Origin of the sequence: Sporolactobacillus mangiferae, assembly GCF_023336505.1 — a bacterium.
Taxonomy (GTDB): domain Bacteria; phylum Bacillota; class Bacilli; order Bacillales; family Sporolactobacillaceae; genus Sporolactobacillus; species Sporolactobacillus mangiferae.
The window spans coordinates 23,011-40,718 of the sequence record NZ_JAMAST010000014.1 but is presented as its reverse complement, the minus strand read 5'-3'; the positions used below and the strand labels follow the sequence as shown (position 1 = coordinate 40,718).

The 17,708-nt window shown below is 47.1% G+C and carries 26 protein-coding genes; all 26 read right to left on the bottom strand.

Annotated features, from left to right (window positions below):
• Positions 1 to 29: 29 nt before the first annotated feature.
• Positions 30 to 218 carry a 50S ribosomal protein L30 gene (rpmD, locus tag M3N64_RS10805; RefSeq protein WP_249102107.1) on the bottom strand — a complete coding sequence of 63 codons (189 nt, stop codon included), beginning with the start codon at positions 216 to 218 and terminating at the stop codon, positions 30 to 32.
• Positions 219 to 231: 13 nt separating this feature from the next.
• Positions 232 to 735, bottom strand: coding sequence for a 30S ribosomal protein S5 (gene rpsE, locus M3N64_RS10800; protein WP_249102106.1), 504 nt, complete (start codon positions 733 to 735; stop codon positions 232 to 234).
• A gap of 18 nt (positions 736 to 753) precedes the next feature.
• Positions 754 to 1,116, bottom strand: a complete 363-nt coding sequence (rplR, locus tag M3N64_RS10795; RefSeq protein ID WP_249102105.1) for a 50S ribosomal protein L18 — start codon at positions 1,114 to 1,116, stop codon at positions 754 to 756.
• Positions 1,117 to 1,154: 38 nt separating this feature from the next.
• Positions 1,155 to 1,691 carry a 50S ribosomal protein L6 gene (gene rplF / locus M3N64_RS10790; RefSeq protein WP_249102103.1) on the bottom strand — a complete coding sequence of 179 codons (537 nt, stop codon included), beginning with the start codon at positions 1,689 to 1,691 and terminating at the stop codon, positions 1,155 to 1,157.
• 27 nt (positions 1,692 to 1,718) lie between these two features.
• Positions 1,719 to 2,117 (bottom strand): 30S ribosomal protein S8, encoded by a 399-nt coding sequence (gene rpsH / locus M3N64_RS10785; protein ID WP_249102101.1) that lies wholly within the window; start codon positions 2,115 to 2,117, stop codon positions 1,719 to 1,721.
• A 33-nt stretch (positions 2,118 to 2,150) separates the two neighbouring features.
• Entirely contained in the window at positions 2,151 to 2,336 is a 186-nt protein-coding gene (locus M3N64_RS10780; protein WP_010024562.1) for a type Z 30S ribosomal protein S14, read from the bottom strand.
• Between the two features lie 20 nt (positions 2,337 to 2,356).
• The gene (gene rplE, locus M3N64_RS10775; RefSeq protein ID WP_249102099.1) at positions 2,357 to 2,899 is read right to left on the bottom strand and encodes a 50S ribosomal protein L5; all 543 of its coding nucleotides are present in this window, start codon (positions 2,897 to 2,899) and stop codon (positions 2,357 to 2,359) included.
• Between the two features lie 29 nt (positions 2,900 to 2,928).
• Positions 2,929 to 3,237: a 50S ribosomal protein L24 gene (gene rplX, locus M3N64_RS10770; protein WP_249102148.1), complete on the bottom strand. Its 309-nt coding sequence runs from the start codon at positions 3,235 to 3,237 to the stop codon at positions 2,929 to 2,931.
• A gap of 44 nt (positions 3,238 to 3,281) precedes the next feature.
• Positions 3,282 to 3,650: a 50S ribosomal protein L14 gene (rplN, locus tag M3N64_RS10765; protein WP_249102097.1), complete on the bottom strand. Its 369-nt coding sequence runs from the start codon at positions 3,648 to 3,650 to the stop codon at positions 3,282 to 3,284.
• A gap of 41 nt (positions 3,651 to 3,691) precedes the next feature.
• Complete coding sequence (gene rpsQ, locus M3N64_RS10760) at positions 3,692 to 3,964, bottom strand: 30S ribosomal protein S17 (protein ID WP_249102094.1); 273 nt, start codon at positions 3,962 to 3,964, stop codon at positions 3,692 to 3,694.
• Between the two features lie 16 nt (positions 3,965 to 3,980).
• Positions 3,981 to 4,184, bottom strand: coding sequence for a 50S ribosomal protein L29 (rpmC, locus tag M3N64_RS10755; protein WP_249102092.1), 204 nt, complete (start codon positions 4,182 to 4,184; stop codon positions 3,981 to 3,983).
• Positions 4,174 to 4,608: a 50S ribosomal protein L16 gene (gene rplP, locus M3N64_RS10750; RefSeq protein ID WP_249102091.1), complete on the bottom strand. Its 435-nt coding sequence runs from the start codon at positions 4,606 to 4,608 to the stop codon at positions 4,174 to 4,176. Before rplP ends, rpmC begins: the two co-directional genes overlap by 11 nt.
• 2 nt (positions 4,609 to 4,610) lie before the next feature.
• A complete protein-coding gene (gene rpsC, locus M3N64_RS10745; protein ID WP_249102090.1) occupies positions 4,611 to 5,270 on the bottom strand; it encodes a 30S ribosomal protein S3 in 660 nt (219 codons plus the stop codon).
• Positions 5,271 to 5,273: 3 nt separating this feature from the next.
• Positions 5,274 to 5,615 (bottom strand): 50S ribosomal protein L22, encoded by a 342-nt coding sequence (gene rplV, locus M3N64_RS10740; RefSeq protein ID WP_249102089.1) that lies wholly within the window; start codon positions 5,613 to 5,615, stop codon positions 5,274 to 5,276.
• 18 nt (positions 5,616 to 5,633) lie between these two features.
• The gene (gene rpsS / locus M3N64_RS10735) at positions 5,634 to 5,915 is read right to left on the bottom strand and encodes a 30S ribosomal protein S19 (RefSeq protein WP_249102088.1); all 282 of its coding nucleotides are present in this window, start codon (positions 5,913 to 5,915) and stop codon (positions 5,634 to 5,636) included.
• 42 nt (positions 5,916 to 5,957) lie between these two features.
• On the bottom strand, positions 5,958 to 6,788 hold the full coding sequence (gene rplB / locus M3N64_RS10730) for a 50S ribosomal protein L2 (RefSeq protein ID WP_249102087.1): 831 nt from the start codon (positions 6,786 to 6,788) through the stop codon (positions 5,958 to 5,960).
• 28 nt (positions 6,789 to 6,816) lie between these two features.
• Positions 6,817 to 7,107, bottom strand: coding sequence for a 50S ribosomal protein L23 (rplW, locus tag M3N64_RS10725; RefSeq protein WP_249102085.1), 291 nt, complete (start codon positions 7,105 to 7,107; stop codon positions 6,817 to 6,819).
• The gene (gene rplD / locus M3N64_RS10720) at positions 7,107 to 7,730 is read right to left on the bottom strand and encodes a 50S ribosomal protein L4 (RefSeq protein WP_249102083.1); all 624 of its coding nucleotides are present in this window, start codon (positions 7,728 to 7,730) and stop codon (positions 7,107 to 7,109) included. Before rplD ends, rplW begins: the two co-directional genes overlap by 1 nt.
• Positions 7,731 to 7,747: 17 nt before the next feature.
• Positions 7,748 to 8,386, bottom strand: a complete 639-nt coding sequence (rplC, locus tag M3N64_RS10715) for a 50S ribosomal protein L3 (RefSeq protein ID WP_249102082.1) — start codon at positions 8,384 to 8,386, stop codon at positions 7,748 to 7,750.
• A 30-nt stretch (positions 8,387 to 8,416) separates the two neighbouring features.
• Positions 8,417 to 8,725, bottom strand: coding sequence for a 30S ribosomal protein S10 (gene rpsJ / locus M3N64_RS10710; RefSeq protein WP_010024543.1), 309 nt, complete (start codon positions 8,723 to 8,725; stop codon positions 8,417 to 8,419).
• Between the two features lie 402 nt (positions 8,726 to 9,127).
• Positions 9,128 to 10,315 carry an elongation factor Tu gene (tuf, locus tag M3N64_RS10705; protein WP_249102081.1) on the bottom strand — a complete coding sequence of 396 codons (1,188 nt, stop codon included), beginning with the start codon at positions 10,313 to 10,315 and terminating at the stop codon, positions 9,128 to 9,130.
• 140 nt (positions 10,316 to 10,455) lie between these two features.
• Entirely contained in the window at positions 10,456 to 12,534 is a 2,079-nt protein-coding gene (gene fusA / locus M3N64_RS10700; protein ID WP_249102080.1) for an elongation factor G, read from the bottom strand.
• A 72-nt stretch (positions 12,535 to 12,606) separates the two neighbouring features.
• Positions 12,607 to 13,077 (bottom strand): 30S ribosomal protein S7, encoded by a 471-nt coding sequence (gene rpsG, locus M3N64_RS10695; protein ID WP_249102079.1) that lies wholly within the window; start codon positions 13,075 to 13,077, stop codon positions 12,607 to 12,609.
• Positions 13,078 to 13,102: 25 nt separating this feature from the next.
• Entirely contained in the window at positions 13,103 to 13,516 is a 414-nt protein-coding gene (gene rpsL / locus M3N64_RS10690; RefSeq protein ID WP_249102078.1) for a 30S ribosomal protein S12, read from the bottom strand.
• 96 nt (positions 13,517 to 13,612) lie between these two features.
• Positions 13,613 to 13,864 carry a 50S ribosomal protein L7ae-like protein gene (locus tag M3N64_RS10685; RefSeq protein WP_249102077.1) on the bottom strand — a complete coding sequence of 84 codons (252 nt, stop codon included), beginning with the start codon at positions 13,862 to 13,864 and terminating at the stop codon, positions 13,613 to 13,615.
• Positions 13,865 to 13,948: 84 nt separating this feature from the next.
• Positions 13,949 to 17,566, bottom strand: coding sequence for a DNA-directed RNA polymerase subunit beta' (gene rpoC / locus M3N64_RS10680; RefSeq protein WP_249102076.1), 3,618 nt, complete (start codon positions 17,564 to 17,566; stop codon positions 13,949 to 13,951).
• Positions 17,567 to 17,708: the final 142 nt, after the last annotated feature.

Genomic DNA, 17,708 nt, shown 5'->3' with positions numbered 1-17,708 from the left:
ACCTCCTTATTCACAAATTCACTTTATCTTCAGTCATTCAGTTCACGAACCTGCACGAGATGGGAAACCTTGTTGATCATGCCGCGAATTGCCGGATTGTCATCCTGTACAACGGTCTGATACGTTTTTCTGAGACCAAGCGTTCTTACCGTCACACGTTGTGATTCAGGGCGTCCGATCACGCTGCGTTTGAGGGTAATTTCCAGTTTTTTAGCCAATGCCTCTCCCTCCTTATCCGAGCAGTTCTTCTACTGATTTGCCGCGCAGCTTTGCTACATGTTCTGCACGTTTCAGGTCTTTCAATCCGGCAATGGTTGCGCGAACCATGTTGATCGGATTGTTCGAGCCGAGCGACTTTGAGAGGATATCGCCAAGTCCGGATAATTCGAGCACGGCACGCACCGGGCCGCCGGCAATGATTCCGGTACCTTCGGATGCCGGTTTCAGCAATACGCTGCCGGATCCCGCGTGACCAGTCACCTGATGAGGAATGGTCGTGTTTACAATCGGAACATTGAATACATTCTTTTTCGCATCTTCAATGGCTTTGCGAATGGCTTCAGGAACTTCATGTGCTTTCCCTTGGCCGTAACCTACATTGCCTTTCTTATCGCCAACGACAACCAGCGCTGAAAAACGGAACCTGCGTCCGCCTTTAACAACCTTCGCTACGCGGTTGATCGTTACAACGCGTTCTTCAAATTCTGATTTATTGCGATCATTATTATTAGCCATGGATTCCCCTCCTTAATTTTAAAATTTGAGTCCGGCTTCCCGGGCGCCTTCAGCAACAGCCTTTACACGTCCGTGATAAATATAACCGCTGCGATCAAAAACTACCGTGTCAATTCCCTTCTCAAGGGCACGTTCACCGATCAATTGACCGACTTTTTTTGCAGCAGCGACGTCGCTGCCTTTTTCAAGATCAAATGCTTTGTCAATCGATGACGCGGAAACAAGCGTTGTCCCCTTTACATCGTCAATCAGCTGCGCATATATATTCTTGGAAGAACGAAAAACATTTAAACGCGGACGTTCTGCAGTGCCCGCAATCCGGTGACGCACATGAAAATGTCTTTTCTGACGCAACGCGTTTTTGTCTTTTTTTGTAATCATACTGTCCGTCGCTCCTTTCTCGTAGAAATTAAATTCAATTACTTACCTGTTTTACCTTCCTTGCGACGCACATTTTCGCCTTCATAGCGAATACCTTTACCTTTATAAGGCTCAGGTGAGCGGACGGAACGAATATTTGCGGCAACTTCGCCGACACGCTGTTTGTCGATTCCGGAAACGGCAATCTTGTTGTTGCCTTCAACAGCCAGTTCAATTCCCTCTTCAGGAACGATTTCTACCGGGTGGGAGTAGCCGACATTCAGCACAAGCTTCTTACCCTGTTTGTTGGCACGATAACCGACGCCGACAAGCTCAAGCTTCTTAACAAAACCCTTCGTTACGCCTTCAACCATGTTGCTGATCAAACTGCTTGTCGTACCGTGCAGGGCGCGATGCTGGTTTGAATCATCCGGCCTTTCAACTTTTACTTCATTGTTTTCCTGCTTAATAATCATATCCGGATGGAATGTCCGGGATAACTCGCCTTTAGGGCCTTTGACCGTTACTGTCTGACCGTCAATCGTTACCGTTACGCCATCAGGAATGGCTGTCGGTCTTAATCCTATACGAGACATCTGTACACCTCCGTTCTTGTTTGCTCCTTACCAAATGTAGGCGAGCACTTCGCCGCCGACTTTCTGCTGGCGGGCTTCCTTATCCGTAACAATGCCCTTTGACGTTGATACAAGCGCAATTCCGAGACCGCCAAGCACTCTCGGCACTTCATCGGCTTTTGCATAAACGCGAAGTCCGGGTTTGCTGATTCTCTTCAAACCGGAAATAACACGTTCTTTGTTGCTGCCATATTTTAAGATGAGACGAAGCACACCTTGTTTATTGTCTTCAATGTATTCAACATCTTTTATAAATCCTTCGCGCTTCAGGATTTCAGCAATTTCCCTCTTGATTCTGGAACCTGGCAGCTCAATCTGTTCATGGCGAACAATATTGGCATTACGAATGCGGGTCAGCATATCTGCTATGGGATCTGTCATGACCATGCAAATCGACCTCCTTCCCTGTCACTTAAAATTTTACCAGCTGGCTTTTTTAACACCTGGGATTTGTCCTTTATAGGCAAGTTCGCGAAAACAAATTCTGCATAATTTGAATTTCCTGAGAACCGAATGAGGACGTCCGCAGCGTTCACAGCGTGTGTATTCCTGCACTTTGAATTTTTTTGGGCGATGTGATGAAACAAGCATAGACTTTTTTGCCAAAATTCATATCCTCCTTACGATTATTTTTTTACGAACGGCATGCCCAGCAAGGTCAAAAGTTCCGCTGCTTCTTCATCTGTCTTGGCAGTCGTTACAATAACGATATCCATACCACGTACTTTATCCACTTTATCATAGTCGATTTCCGGGAAGATCAGTTGTTCACGAATACCCAGTGTGTAGTTGCCGCGACCGTCAAATGCCTTCTTAGAAACGCCACGGAAGTCACGGACACGCGGAAGCGCAACGGTAACCAGCTTATCAAGAAAATCGTACATACGATCTTTTCTAAGCGTTACTTTTGCGCCGATCGCAACACCTTCACGAAGTTTGAAAGCGGCAATTGATTTCTTTGCGCGTGTGATCACCGGTTTCTGACCGGAAAGAGCAGTCAGATCTTCCACAGCACTGTCCAATGCTTTCGAATTATGAACGGCTTCGCCGACACCCATATTAATGACTACTTTTTCAATCGCCGGGACCTGCATTACCGATGTGTATTTAAACTTTTCAATTAAAGCCGGAACAACTTCCTTGTCATATTTTTCTTTAAAACGGCTCATGTGTTGACCTCCTTTCACAGACACTCCGTTTATTCAATAATTTCGCCTGATTTTTTTGATACGCGGACTCTTTTGCCGTCCACTATTTTATGTCCTACGCGTGTAGGTTCGTTTGTCTTTGGATCAAGCAGCATAACATTTGATACATGAATCGGCGCTTCTTTCTCAAGAATACCGCCCTGAGGAGCTGCCTGACTTGGCTTTGAGTGTTTCTTGACAATGTTGACGCCTTCGACAATGACACGTTCTTTTGCCGGAAATGCCGCCAGAATCACACCCTGCTTGCCTTTATCCTTGCCGGTGATTACTTGAACCTTGTCGCCTTTTTTTACATGCAGTTTTGCCATGTTGCATGCCACCTCCTTTTTCAGACCATTCAGAATCACAGTACTTCCGGTGCAAGAGAAACAATCTTCATAAACTGGCCTTCACGCAGTTCACGGGCTACCGGTCCAAAGATACGTGTGCCACGCGGGCTTTTGTCTTCCTTAATCAGAACAACAGCATTTTCGTCAAAACGAATATAAGAGCCATCCGTACGTCTTACACCATGTTTTGTGCGTACCACGACAGCTTTCACGACGTCGCCTTTCTTAACAACCCCGCCTGGTGTTGCTTGTTTAACCGAGGCAACGATCACATCACCGATGTTGGCAGTCTTGCGTCCGGATCCCCCCAAAACTTTAATGGTAAGGACTTCGCGAGCACCAGAGTTATCGGCAACTTTCAAACGGCTTTCCTGTTGAATCATAACGTGCAACCTCCCTTCGATCTCCGGATACGTCCGACAGATCAGATAATAACGGATTCCTCAACAATTTTCACAAGACGAAAACGTTTATCTTTAGAAAGCGGGCGAGTTTCCATGATTTCAACAATATCGCCGACTTTAGCCTGATTATTCTCATCATGTGCTTTGAATTTCTTGGAATACTTCACGTGTTTTCCATAAAGACGGTGGTTCTTGTACGTTTCAACAAGTACCGTAATGGTCTTATCCATTTTGTCCGAAACAACACGACCGACCAGAACTTTACGGGCATTTTTGCGTGTTTCTTCTGCCATTTGCGCTACCTCCTTCTCAGCCGTTTTGAACATTCAATTCACGTTCACGCAAAATCGTTTTTGCGCGAGCAATGGATTTGCGTACTGCGCGAATGCGAGCCGGATTTTCCAATTGTCCAGTAGCGAGCTGGAAACGCAGATTAAACAGTTCTTCCTTCAAGGACTTCACGTTTTCTTCAACTTCAGCAGTGGTCAAATTACGTAATTCCTCAGCCTTCATTTGCGTCACCACCCACTTCTTCGCGTTTCACGATTTTCGTTTTAATAGGCAATTTGTGGCTTGCAAGTCTCAGTGCTTCATAAGCCACTTCTTCACTGATACCGCCGACTTCAAAAAGAACACGGCCAGGCTTTACAACTGCTACCCATCCTTCAGGAGCACCTTTACCGGAACCCATTCGGACGTCAAGAGGTTTCTTTGTGTACGATTTTTGCGGGAAAATTTTGATCCAGACTTTTCCGCCACGTTTCATATAACGTGTCATCGCAATACGTGCTGCTTCAATCTGGCGGCTGGTGATCCAGGCGGATCCCAGTGCCTGCAATCCGTATTCACCGAACGTTACCGTAGCACCGCCCTTTGTTTGTCCGCGCATTCTGCCACGGTGCTGTCTGCGATACTTTGTGCGTTTAGGCATTAACATAATTATTTGCCTCCTTCCTTATTTGTCGTTCCTTTCGTAGGAAGGACTTCTCCACGATAAATCCATACTTTTACACCGATTTTGCCATAAGTAGTATCAGCTTCTGCTGTCCCATAATCAATGTCGGCTCGCAAAGTATGAAGCGGAACAGTTCCTTCACTGTAATCCTCTGTACGTGCCATATCTGCGCCGCCGAGACGTCCGGCACATTGCGTTTTGATTCCCTTTGCGCCTGCGCGCATCGCTCTTTGCAATGTCTGCTTCTGTGCGCGTCTCCAAGAAATACGGCTTTCAAGCTGACGGGCAATATTTTCAGCTACCAGCTTTGCGTCAAGATCTGCCTGCTTAATCTCAAAAATGTTTACGTGAACCCGTTTGCCTGTAAGAGTGTTCAAAGCCTTACGAAGATTTTCAACTTCAGAGCCGCCTTTTCCGATGACCATGCCTGGTTTCGCAGTTCTAATTGTTACATTAATGCGATTGGCGGCACGTTCCAGTTCAATGCCGGAAACAGAGGCATCTTTCAGCTTTTCTTCAATATATTTGCGAATTTTGATATCTTCATGAAGATACTCAGCATATTCTTTATCCGCATACCATTTGGATTCCCAGTCACGAATGACACCGATTCTGAACCCAATAGGATTAATTTTCTGACCCACGCGTTATCCCTCCTTCTTTTCCGACACAATAATTGTAATGTGACTGGTCCGTTTGTTAATTCGGCTCGCGCGACCCTGAGCGCGCGGACGGAAGCGTTTTAAGGTGGCGCCTTCATCAACAAACGCCTGTTCAACATACAACGTTTCTGTGTCCAGATCGTAATTATGTTCCGCATTGGCAATCGCGGATTTCAAAACTTTTTCAATAATCGGTGACGCTGCCTTCTGAGTGTTTTTCAGAACGGCCAGCGCATAACCGACATCCTTGCCCCTGATAAGATCAATAACAAGACGCGCCTTACGAGGAGCAATACGAATTTGTCTAGCAACTGCTTTAGCTTGCATCAAAAGTTCCTCCTTTCGTTAGCGTGCGCTTGTCTTCTTATCGGTAGCAGCGTGTCCGCGATAAGTTCTTGTCGGAGCAAATTCTCCAAGTTTATGTCCTACCATGTCTTCTGTAACGTACACCGGCACATGTTTGCGTCCGTCGTAAACAGCAATGGTATGGCCGATGAATTCAGGGAAGATGGTTGATCTGCGCGACCAAGTCTTAATGACTCTTTTTTCATCTTTCTCATTCAGGCGGGTAACTTTTGTCATGAGATGATCATCGACAAAAGGTCCTTTTTTCAGGCTTCGGCTCATGAGTAGGCCTCCTTCCAAAATAAAATATTTATCCGGGACGGATTATTTTTTACGATGTCTGATAATGAACTGTTCGGAAGCTTTCTTTTTGCTGCGTGTCTTGTAGCCCATTGTTGGCTTGCCCCAAGGAGACATCGGCGATTTACGTCCGACAGGAGCCTTACCTTCACCACCGCCGTGTGGGTGATCATTCGGGTTCATAACTGATCCACGGACCGTCGGACGGATGCCCTTCCAGCGTGACCGGCCGGCTTTACCGACAGACACAAGTTCGTGTTCCAGATTACCGACCTGGCCGATCGTTGCACGGCACGTTTCAAGAACCATACGCACTTCGCCGGAAACCAGACGAACAAGCACGTATTTGCCTTCTTTACCAAGAATCTGAGCAGATGTTCCCGCAGAGCGCACAAGCTGTCCGCCTTTTCCCGGTTTCAGTTCAATATTGTGGATGGTTGTACCAACCGGAATGTTTTTCAAAGGAAGCGCGTTGCCTGCCTTGATATCGGCATTTACACCGGACATAATTTCAGTTCCTACCCGAATGCCTTTCGGAGCAAGAATGTAACGTTTTTCTCCATCCGCATAATGAATCAAAGCAATATTTGCAGTACGGTTCGGATCATATTCGATCGTTGCGACCTTACCAGGCACATCATCTTTATTTCGTTTAAAATCAATAATACGGTATTTGCGTTTATGGCCGCCGCCCTGATGACGAACAGTCAGTTTGCCCTGATTGTTTCGGCCCGCCTTTTTAGGCAATGCCGTCAGCAATGATTTTTCCGGCGTATCCGTCGTAATTTCCGCGAAATCCAGCGACGTCATATTTCTGCGGCCGTTGGTTGTCGGTTTGTACTTTTTAAGTGGCACAATCAGTAACCTCCTTCTTTAATAGTCCTTATTCGCCTTCAAAGAAGTTGAGTTCTTTGCTTTCCGGCGTCAATGTAACAATGGCTTTCTTACGTCTATTCGTAAAACCTGTGTAGCGGCCGTAACGTTTCGGCTTGCCCTTCACATTCAATGTGTTTACCTTAACAACTTTAACACCAAAGATGGTTTCCACTGCACGTTTGATTTCAGACTTGTTCGCCTTTAAGTCAACATCAAATGTGTATTTCTTATCAGCCATCTGGGCCGTTGTACGTTCAGTCAGCACGGGGCGCTTTATAATATCGCGAGGATCTTTCATTATCCAAGCACCTCCTCAAGCTTTGCTGCGGCTTCCTTAGTGACAATCAGCTTATCATGAGCGACAACATCAAGGACGTTGACTTCGTTTGCAGCAAGCACCTTTACACCTGGGATATTACGTGACGACAAGACAGCCGTTTCATCAACATCATTTGTAACAATCAGTGCTTTAGCCGCCACCGATAAATTGTTCAGTAAAGCAACAATTTCTTTTGTTTTTGGCGCTTCAATAGTCAACGCATCAAGTACAATCAGATCATTGTCCCCTGCTTTACCTGACAGTACGGACTTAATGGCAAGTCTGCGCACTTTCTTCGGCAGTTTATAGGCATAGCTGCGCGGTGTCGGTCCAAATACCGTGCCGCCGCCAACCCACTGCGGCGAACGAATAGAGCCCTGACGCGCGCGTCCTGTTCCTTTTTGTTTCCAAGGTTTGCGTCCGCCTCCGCGTACAGCGGAGCGGTTCTTTACAGCGTGTGTTCCCTGGCGCAGAGAAGCCTGTTGCATGACAACCGCTTGGTATACGACATGTTCATTAGGTTCAATGCCGAATACAGCATCTGCCAGTTCAACAGATCCAACTTCAGCGCCTTTTTGATCAAATACAGTTAATTTTGGCATGGAAGCGTCCTCCCTTCTTATTTAGCTTCTTTTGCTTTGAGTGCAGATTTAATAACAATGTAGCTCTTCTTAGCGCCTGGCACGTTGCCGCGAATCAGGATCAGCTTGCGTTCCGGGTCAACTTTGGCAATAACCAGATTTTGAACAGTTACCGTTTCGCCGCCCATGCGTCCGGCAAGTTTTTTGCCCTTGAACGTATGCGCAGGATCAATAACACCCATGGAACCCGGACGGCGGTGATAACGGGAACCGTGAGTCATCGGTCCACGAGATTGATTGTTTCTTTTAATTGGGCCCTGATAGCCCTTGCCTTTGGATGTTCCAGTCACATCAACAACATCGCCGGCTTTAAATGTGTCGGCGGTTACTTCCTTGCCTAATTCGTAATCGTCTAACTGTACATTACGGATTTCTTTAATGAAGCGCTTAGGTTCGGCTTTCGCTTTTTCAGCGTGACCCTTTGCCGGCTTGGTAATACGTGATGCTTTCGTATTGTCAAAGCCGAGCTGTACAGCTTCGTATCCGTCCGTTTCAGCTGTTTTCTTTTGAAGAACAACATTATCAGACACATCGATAACCGTAACAGGAATCACATCGCCGTTTTCAGCAAAAATTTGAGTCATGCCGATTTTCTTGCCTAAGATTCCCTTGCTCATCCGTAACACCTCCTGTTTTACTTAAATAAATTATAATTTGATTTCAATATCGACACCTGACGGCAGGTCCAGTCTCATCAATGAATCCACCGTTTGCGGCGTAGGCTCAACAATATCAACTAAACGTTTGTGTGTACGCATTTCGAATTGTTCACGTGAATCTTTGTATTTGTGTACCGCACGCAAAATCGTATAGATCGATTTTTCAGTTGGAAGCGGAATCGGTCCGGACACCTTTGCGCCTGAACGTTTTGCCGTTTCAACAATTTTTTCAGCGGATTGATCCAGAATACGGTGATCATATGCCTTTAAACGAATGCGAATCTTTTGCTTTGCCATGTTATGTTCCCTCCTTTTTTCGTCCATTTTTTAAAAATAGACTTGCTCCACGAAAATTTCCGGACAGCCCGCCTTGGCAAAGGAGCCGGGTGTATCCGCAACCTTCCGCATCATTGCCAAACCAACTTCACTATTATACCTAAAGATCAGGCGCAAAGCAAGGTGAACGGCAGTTTTTTTCAGCAACTGTTACATTATATAGATTTTTTCAGGAAAATTCAAATTTAAATTTATGTTCGGTAAAGAATGACATGAGGCTTAACCACAGTCAAGCCCTCAAATATAAATTATTGATCTATCTTTTGTCACATCATTGTTACGGCTGCCCGCTGTGGCCGCATGTCAAAAAGATGTGTGCAAAATAAAAGAGCCCTCCGAAGAGAGCTCTTTCTGAGTCAAAGATTATTCAACAATTACAGATACAGAACCGGCGCCTACCGTACGGCCGCCTTCACGGATAGAGAATTTCGTTCCCTGTTCGATCGCGATCGGAGCGAGAAGGTCAACATCCATTTCTACGTTGTCGCCAGGCATTACCATTTCAGTTCCTTCAGGAAGTGTAATGGTTCCGGTAACGTCCGTTGTCCTGAAATAGAATTGCGGACGATAGTTGCTGAAGAACGGAGTGTGACGGCCGCCTTCTTCTTTCTTCAACACGTATACCTGAGCTTTGAACTTCTTGTGTGCCGTTACAGTACCTGGTTTAATCAGAACCTGACCACGTTCAACACCTTCACGATCAACACCGCGAAGCAGCGCGCCAATATTGTCGCCAGCTTCAGCATAGTCAAGCGTTTTACGGAACATTTCAACGCCCGTTACAGTAGATTTCTTAGGAGCATCAGTCAATCCAAGGATTTCAACTTCATCGCCGATTTTAACCGTACCACGTTCAACACGACCGGTTGCAACCGTACCACGACCAGTGATCGAGAATACGTCTTCGACTGGCATCATGAATGGCTTGTCATTTTCACGAACCGGAGTCGGAATGTATTCATCAACTGCATCCATCAGTTCAAGGATGTGTTTTTCTTCTTCGGCGTCGCCCTGCAGTGCCTTCAAAGCGGAACCTTTAATAACCGGAACATCGTCACCCGGATAGTCATATTCGCTCAGAAGATCGCGAACTTCCATTTCTACGAGTTCAAGAAGTTCAGGATCGTCAACCTGGTCTGTTTTGTTCAGGAAGACAACGATCGCCGGAACACCAACCTGCTGTGCAAGAAGGATGTGTTCACGAGTCTGAGGCATTGGGCCATCGACAGCGGAAACAACAAGAATCCCGCCGTCCATCTGAGCGGCACCAGTGATCATGTTCTTGACATAGTCAGCGTGTCCTGGGCAGTCAACGTGTGCATAGTGACGCTTGTCTGTTTCATATTCAACGTGAGCCGTCGAAATCGTGATTCCACGTTCACGTTCTTCAGGTGCACCATCAATGGAATCATAAGCGCGTGCCTGAGCTTTCCCTGATTTTGCGAGTACGGTTGTAATAGCAGCCGTCAGGGTTGTTTTACCGTGGTCGACGTGACCAATTGTACCAATGTTAACATGTGGTTTTGTACGTTCATAATGTTCTTTAGCCATGGATTGTATAATCCTCCTTTAATTCAATAGAAAGTTTTAATTTATATGCAGTAAGAAAGTAGGCACCGTGTGCCATCTTCCCTAGCTTACAATAAAACACGCAGTGTGACAATTAATTTAGCAGACGGGCAAAATGTTGATTATTCCCCTGTTGCTTTCTTAATTATTTCTTCACTGACACTCTTCGGCACTTCTTCATAGTGATCAAATTGCATTGTGAAGGTACCGCGTCCCTGAGTTGCAGAGCGAAGGTTCGTCGCATAACCGAACATCTCCGCCAGAGGAACATGGGCACTGACGACCTGAACACCCTGGCGCGCTTCCATACCGTCAACGCGGCCGCGGCGGCTCGTGATGTCGCCCATGATATCGCCCAGATACTCTTCGGGCATGCTGACTTCAACTTTCATGATCGGTTCAAGAATAACCGGCGCGCAGACATTTTTGGCTGCTTTCAATGCCATAGATGCTGCGATTTTGAATGCCATTTCACTTGAATCGACATCATGATAAGATCCGTCAACCAGGCTTGCTTTCACGTCAATCAATGGATATCCGGCAAGCAGACCATTTTGCAATGCGTCTTTCAAGCCTGCCTCAACTGCCGGAATGTATTCACGCGGAACAACACCGCCGACAATCTTGTTTTCGAATGTGAATCCTTCGCCCTCTTTTTGCGGTTCGAATTCAATCCAAACATGGCCGTACTGACCGCGACCACCGGACTGGCGAATGAACTTACCTTCAGCTCTTCCAGCTTTCGTAAGCGTTTCGCGGTAAGCAACCTGCGGGTTGCCGACGTTGGCGTCAACTTTAAATTCACGGCGCAGACGGTCAACAATAATGTCGAGGTGAAGCTCGCCCATACCACCGATGATGGTCTGGCCGGTTTCTTCGTCCGTATGTGTCTTAAAAGTCGGATCTTCTTCAGCAAGTTTCGCAAGTGCGATACCCATCTTATCCTGATCCGCCTTCGATTTTGGTTCGATCGCGACATGAATAACCGGATCCGGGAATTCCATCGATTCAAGGACAATGGCGTGGTCGCCATCGCATAATGTATCTCCGGTCGTTGTATTCTTCAGCCCTACTGCTGCGGCAATATCACCGGAATAAACTTTTTTAATTTCACTACGGTGATTGGCATGCATTTGCAGCAGGCGGCCCAGACGTTCGCGGGTATCCTTTGTTGAGTTGGCAACATAGGAGCCTGCTTCAATGGTTCCTGAATACACACGGAAGAAAGTCAGCTTACCAACAAACGGATCCGTCATAACTTTAAAAGCCAGTGCCGAGAACGGAGCGCTGTCATCAGCCGGACGTGTAGCTTCTTCACCCGAATCCGGGAGTGTACCTTTGATCGCCGGAACATCAAGCGGTGAAGGCAGATAGTCAATGCATGCATCCAGTACGTGCTGTACACCCTTGTTCTTGAATGCCGTACCGCACAATACAGGATAGAACTTAACGGCACAAGTCGCTTTACGAATAGCCGCTTTTAATTCTTCCACAGAGATTTCTTCACCGTTTAAATATTTTTCCATGAGTTCATCGTCGACATCGGCAACGGCTTCGATGAGTTTTTCATGGTATTCTTCGGCCTGCTCCTTGTACTCATCCGGAATTTCTTCCGCATCGACAATGGAACCAAGGTCGTCTTCATAAATATAAGCCTGCATGTTAACCAGGTCGATTTCACCCTGGTAATTGTCTTCAGCGCCCATCGGCAGCTGAATCGGATGCGCATTCGCCTGAAGGCGATCATGCAGCGTCTGGCAGGAATACAGGAAATCCGCACCAATTTTATCCATCTTATTAACAAATACAATTCTCGGTACACCGTACGTTGTTGCCTGGCGCCACACTGTTTCTGTCTGCGGCTCAACTCCGGATTGCGCATCAAGAACCGTTACTGCACCGTCCAGAACACGCAAGGACCGTTCAACTTCGACGGTAAAATCCACGTGTCCAGGGGTGTCGATAATGTTAATTCGATGACCCTTCCATTGAGCGGTTGTCGCAGCAGAGGTAATCGTAATGCCACGTTCCTTTTCCTGATCCATCCAGTCCATCTGTGAAGCCCCTTCATGGGTTTCACCGATCTTGTGGATACGACCCGAATAGAAAAGAATACGCTCGGTTGTCGTCGTTTTGCCGGCATCGATGTGCGCCATGATACCGATATTACGCGTCTTCTCCAGGGAGAATTCCCTTGCCATGGATCTCTCTCCTTCCTATTTTGACTGTTCAAAATCATGGATGAACCTCCATTTTGAACAGTAGTGAGCCTATTACCAGCGATAGTGAGCAAACGCTTTGTTTGCTTCAGCCATCTTGTGCATGTCTTCGCGTTTCTTGACTGACGCACCCGTATTATTTGAAGCGTCAATAATTTCACTGGCTAACCGTTCAACCATCGTTTTTTCGCCGCGAAGCCTTGAATAGTTAACCAGGTAGCGAAGCCCGAGGGTCGTCCGGCGTTCAGGACGTACTTCCACTGGTACCTGATAGTTGGAACCGCCGACACGACGTGCTTTGACTTCAAGCACCGGCATCACGTTTTTCAGTGCCTGTTCGAACACTTCCATCGGTTCCTGATTTGTACGTTCTTTAATTAGATCAAATGCCTGATAGAGAATCGTTTGCGCTTTTCCCTTTTTTCCGTCTTCCATAATCCGATTGATCAATCGAGTGACCAGCTTTGAATTATAAAGCGGATCAGGCAGTACATCGCGTCTTTCAACAGGGCCTTTTCTAGGCATGTGATTTCCTCCTCTCAGTTAATAATTAAGCCTTAGGCTTCTTTGCGCCGTATTTTGAGCGGCCTTGCTTACGGTCGACCACACTAGCCGTATCCAGAGCACCGCGGATAATATGATAACGCACACCAGGGAGGTCTTTCACACGTCCGCCGCGAATCAGAACAACGCTGTGTTCCTGAAGGTTGTGACCAATTCCCGGAATATAAGCATTGACTTCAATGTTGTTTGACAGACGAACACGAGCATATTTACGAAGCGCTGAGTTCGGCTTCTTCGGTGTCATCGTGCCAACACGGGTGCACACCCCTCTTTTTTGTGGAGCAAAATCATTGGTCAGCGATTTCTTAAAACTGTTGTAACCTCTGTTCAAGGCTGGTGCCGTTGACTTTCTGATTTTTGACTTGCGTCCTTGATGAATTAATTGATTGATTGTAGGCATTTACCTGTTCCTCCTTTCAAGTTTCTAAACCCACTGATCCAGGCGGTTCTTTTCTTGCGCAAAAAAGTGTTTTTGCAGGCTATTCCTGCAAAAACATCATTTTTTTATCGCAACAGCCGAGGCTCCGACTTCAATACCGCAGGCCTGACCCAACTTCTTCATTGAGGCTACCCGGCTCACTGGTACATTCAGTTCTTCCGCAAGTGTCAGTACTTTATTGGTTACACGCGCATCGGCATCTTCGGCAATAACAATCTCTTGAACACGATCTTCTCTTAATGCCTTGATCGCCTGTTTCGTGCCAATAAACACATCGTTCTTTAATTGTGTCACTTTTTCATAAGACATAATCATGTATCCTCCAAAGCAACAAGTGTAAAAAGAACACTCAGATATAATAGCACTGGCAATCAGCCATTGTCAATGGCTGAATCAGCTTTCCTGCTTAATCAATACATCTTCGGATTCTGCGGGTTCGTTGCGTTCGTCTTCTGTTTCAACGACTACATTACGATATTTCGGCATACCCGTACCGGCGGGAATCAGCTTGCCGATAATCACGTTTTCCTTCAGGCCAAGTAACTCATCAACCTTGCCTTTAATCGCGGCATCCGTCAGGACACGTGTCGTTTCCTGGAATGATGCTGCGGAAAGGAAGGAATCTGTCTCCAGGGCAGCCTTGGTAATTCCCAGCAGTACCGGATGGCCGGTTGCCGGCATTTTACGCTGTACCAGTACATCGTGGTTCTCATCTTTGAACCGGTGAATGTCCATAAGTGCACCAGGCAGAACAGATGTATCGCCACTGTCAATAACGCGGATTTTACGCATCATCTGACGTACCATTACTTCAACGTGCTTATCACCGATTTCCACACCTTGCATGCGGTAAACCTTCTGCACTTCGCGTAACAGATAGTTCTGTACGCCCTGTAGTCCAACGACGTGCAACAGTTCTTTCGGGTCAATGGAGCCGCCGATCAACGGATCTCCGGCCTTTACTTCGTTGCCCTCCGCTACTTTCATACGGGCACTCAGTGGCACTGTATACGTACGCGTTTCCAAGGTACCTTTAACGACGACCTCGCGCTTATCTTTCAATTCGCTGACTGATGTAACCGTGCCATCGATTTCAGAAATAACGGCCTGCCCTTTTGGATTCCGCGCTTCAAAAAGTTCCTGAATACGGGGAAGACCCTGGGTAATGTCGTCGCCGGCAACGCCGCCGGTGTGGAAGGTACGCATGGTCAGCTGAGTACCCGGTTCACCGATCGATTGTGCGGCAATGATGCCAACTGATTCACCGACTTCCACTTCGGAACCGGTTGCCAGATTGCGGCCGTAGCACTTTTTGCAGACACCATGACGTGTCTCACAGGTGAATACGGTTCGGATTTCAACCTCAGTAATGCCCGCCTCAACAATCCTGGTTGCCGTGTCTTCATTGATCAGTTCGTTTTTCTGTACAAGCACTTCATCAGTATCCGGGTGATAAACTGTCTGGTTGGCCGTACGTCCGACCAGACGATCGTACAAGCTTTCGATTTCTTCATTACCTTCGCGAATGGCGTGAACTACGATACCCCGGTCAGTGCCGCAGTCATCTTCTCTGACAATAACATCCTGTGCCACATCAACAAGACGACGGGTCAGATAGCCTGAGTTCGCGGTCTTAAGAGCCGTGTCGGCAAGACCTTTACGGGCACCATGCGTTGAAATGAAGTATTCCAGCACAGTTAGTCCTTCACGGAAACTGGAGATAATCGGAAGCTCAATGATACGGCCGGACGGGTCAGCCATCAAACCACGCATGCCGGCAAGCTGAGTAAAGTTAGATGCATTACCACGAGCACCGGAGTCACTCATCATAAAGATCGGGTTTGTCTTAGCAAGTGAGCCCATCAGTTTAGACTGAATGGTATCTTTTGCATCGCTCCAAATACCGACAATACGTTCATAGCGTTCATCTTCCGTGATCAACCCGCGACGGAATTGTTTAGTCACTTTTTGGACATTGTCCTCAGCTTCATCAAGTATCTGCTTCTTTTCAGGAAGCACGATTACATCGGATACGCCGACTGTAATACCTGCTTTCGTCGAATACTGGAATCCAAGCGCCTTTAAGCGATCAAGAAACTTGGATGTCTCAGTAACTTTATAGCGTTTGAAGACTTCTGCAATGATATGCCCGAGATAGCCCTTTTTGAATGGCGGAATTTCATCGCGCTCAGCAATCAACGCAGGAATATCAGATCCCATTGGAACAAAATATTTATCCGGAGTTGCAATCTGCAGGTTCTGATCCGTCGGTTCATTAATATAAGGGAAGGCCGACGGCAGAATGTGATTGAAAATCAATTTTCCCGGTGTAGTCAGCAGGTACTGCTTATTCTGTTTCTCTGTGAACGTCGGATTATGCGTTGACGCCGCGGGAATGGCAATGCGTGAATGCAAGTGAACATAGCCGTTGTAATATGCAAGCATCACTTCATCGCTGTTCTTAAATACTTTACCCTCGCCTACGGCTCCCTTGCGTTCCAAAGTCAGATAGTAGTTTCCAAGCACCATATCCTGAGATGGTGTCACAATCGGTTTGCCGTCTTTCGGATTCAAAATGTTCTGCGCGCCGAGCATCAGCAAACGGGCCTCTGCCTGTGCTTCTGCGGACAGCGGTACGTGAACGGCCATCTGATCGCCGTCAAAATCCGCATTGTATGCCGTACATACCAGCGGGTGAAGACGAATGGCGCGTCCTTCTACAATTCTCGGTTCGAATGCCTGGATACCGAGACGGTGCAGCGTTGGCGCACGGTTCAGGAGAACCGGATGTTCCTTAATAACGTCTTCAAGGACGCCCCAGACATCTGCGTGAATTTTTTCAACTTTGCGTTTTGCACTTTTTATGTTATTGGCAATGCCGCGGCTGACCAGTTCTTTCATGACAAATGGTTTGAAAAGTTCCAAAGCCATTTCTTTTGGCAGTCCGCATTGATACATTTGCAATGTCGGACCTACGGCAATAACGGATCGACCGGAATAATCGACACGTTTGCCAAGCAGGTTCTGACGGAAGCGGCCTTGCTTTCCTTTCAGCATGTGGGAAAGGGATTTCAATGGTCTGTTACCAGGTCCGGTAACCGGGCGGCCGCGACGGCCGTTATCAATCAGCGAATCGACCGCTTCCTGAAGCATACGTTTTTCGTTTTGTACAATAATGCTTGGCGCTCCCAATTCGAGAAGGCGTTTCAGACGGTTGTTTCTGTTGATGACCCGTCGATACAGATCATTCAGGTCTGAAGTGGCAAAGCGCCCGCCATCCAGCTGAACCATTGGACGCAGTTCAGGCGGAATGACCGGCAGTACATCAAGAACCATCCAAGAAGGTTCATTGCCGGATTCGCGGAATGCCTCAATAACTTCCAGACGTTTCACTGCCCGTGTTCTTCTTTGGCCCTGAACACTTTTCAGCTCTTCCTGCAAAGTCTGGGATTCTTTGTCCAAGTCAACATCCTGCAGGAGCTTTTTAATGGATTCGGCACCCATCCCCGCTTTAAAAGCATTGCCGTATTTTTCGCGGTAAGCGCGATACTCTTTTTCAGAGAGCAGTTGTTTCTTCTCCAGAGGGGTATCACCGGGTTCGGTCACAACATAAGATGCAAAATAGATGACCTCTTCCAGAGCTCTTGGTGACATGTCCAGCAGCAGGCCCATTCGGCTTGGAATCCCTTTAAAGTACCATATATGTGAGACGGGAGCGGCAAGCTCGATATGGCCCATACGTTCTCTGCGGACTTTCGCCCTTGTGACTTCAACACCGCAGCGATCGCAAACAACACCCTTATAACGGACGCGCTTATATTTACCGCAATGACACTCCCAGTCTTTGGTCGGACCGAAAATGCGTTCACAGAACAAACCGTCCTTCTCCGGTTTCAGAGTTCGATAGTTGATTGTCTCAGGCTTCTTGACTTCACCGTGAGACCAGGACCTGATTTTGTCAGGTGATGCTAAACCAATCTTCATGAATTCAAATTTATTAACATCCAGCAAGGGGGCAACCTCCCTTATATTTTCAGTGTCTGGCGCGTGCGCCATCCTCTTCGCTCACCGAGTTGTTATCCGTTAGAAGCGGTGCTGATATCCTGGGGGCACTTAACCTGCTACGTCCCGTGATCCATCGCATTCTATCAAG

Coding starts and splice junctions, on each gene's coding strand:
- rpsS (WP_249102088.1), bottom strand. CDS start 5,915: ATGAGCCGAAGCCTGAAAAAAGGACCTTTTGTCGATGATCATCTCATG.
- rplC (WP_249102082.1), bottom strand. CDS start 8,386: ATGAGCAAGGGAATCTTAGGCAAGAAAATCGGCATGACTCAAATTTTT.
- rpsL (WP_249102078.1), bottom strand. CDS start 13,516: ATGCCTACAATCAATCAATTAATTCATCAAGGACGCAAGTCAAAAATC.
- rplE (WP_249102099.1), bottom strand. CDS start 2,899: ATGAGCCGTTTTAAAGAAAAATATGACAAGGAAGTTGTTCCGGCTTTA.
- rplD (WP_249102083.1), bottom strand. CDS start 7,730: ATGCCAAAATTAACTGTATTTGATCAAAAAGGCGCTGAAGTTGGATCT.
- rpsQ (WP_249102094.1), bottom strand. CDS start 3,964: ATGGCAGAAGAAACACGCAAAAATGCCCGTAAAGTTCTGGTCGGTCGT.
- rplP (WP_249102091.1), bottom strand. CDS start 4,608: ATGTTAATGCCTAAACGCACAAAGTATCGCAGACAGCACCGTGGCAGA.
- rplN (WP_249102097.1), bottom strand. CDS start 3,650: ATGATTCAACAGGAAAGCCGTTTGAAAGTTGCCGATAACTCTGGTGCT.
- rpmC (WP_249102092.1), bottom strand. CDS start 4,184: ATGAAGGCTGAGGAATTACGTAATTTGACCACTGCTGAAGTTGAAGAA.
- rpsH (WP_249102101.1), bottom strand. CDS start 2,117: ATGGTCATGACAGATCCCATAGCAGATATGCTGACCCGCATTCGTAAT.
- tuf (WP_249102081.1), bottom strand. CDS start 10,315: ATGGCTAAAGAACATTATGAACGTACAAAACCACATGTTAACATTGGT.
- rplW (WP_249102085.1), bottom strand. CDS start 7,107: ATGAAAGATCCTCGCGATATTATAAAGCGCCCCGTGCTGACTGAACGT.
- rplF (WP_249102103.1), bottom strand. CDS start 1,691: ATGTCTCGTATAGGATTAAGACCGACAGCCATTCCTGATGGCGTAACG.
- fusA (WP_249102080.1), bottom strand. CDS start 12,534: ATGGCAAGGGAATTCTCCCTGGAGAAGACGCGTAATATCGGTATCATG.
- rpsE (WP_249102106.1), bottom strand. CDS start 735: ATGGCTAATAATAATGATCGCAATAAATCAGAATTTGAAGAACGCGTT.
- rpsG (WP_249102079.1), bottom strand. CDS start 13,077: ATGCCTAGAAAAGGCCCTGTTGAAAGACGCGATGTACTGCCTGATCCG.
- rplR (WP_249102105.1), bottom strand. CDS start 1,116: ATGATTACAAAAAAAGACAAAAACGCGTTGCGTCAGAAAAGACATTTT.
- rplV (WP_249102089.1), bottom strand. CDS start 5,615: ATGCAAGCTAAAGCAGTTGCTAGACAAATTCGTATTGCTCCTCGTAAG.
- M3N64_RS10685 (WP_249102077.1), bottom strand. CDS start 13,864: ATGTCTTATGAAAAAGTGACACAATTAAAGAACGATGTGTTTATTGGC.
- rpsJ (WP_010024543.1), bottom strand. CDS start 8,725: ATGGCAAAGCAAAAGATTCGCATTCGTTTAAAGGCATATGATCACCGT.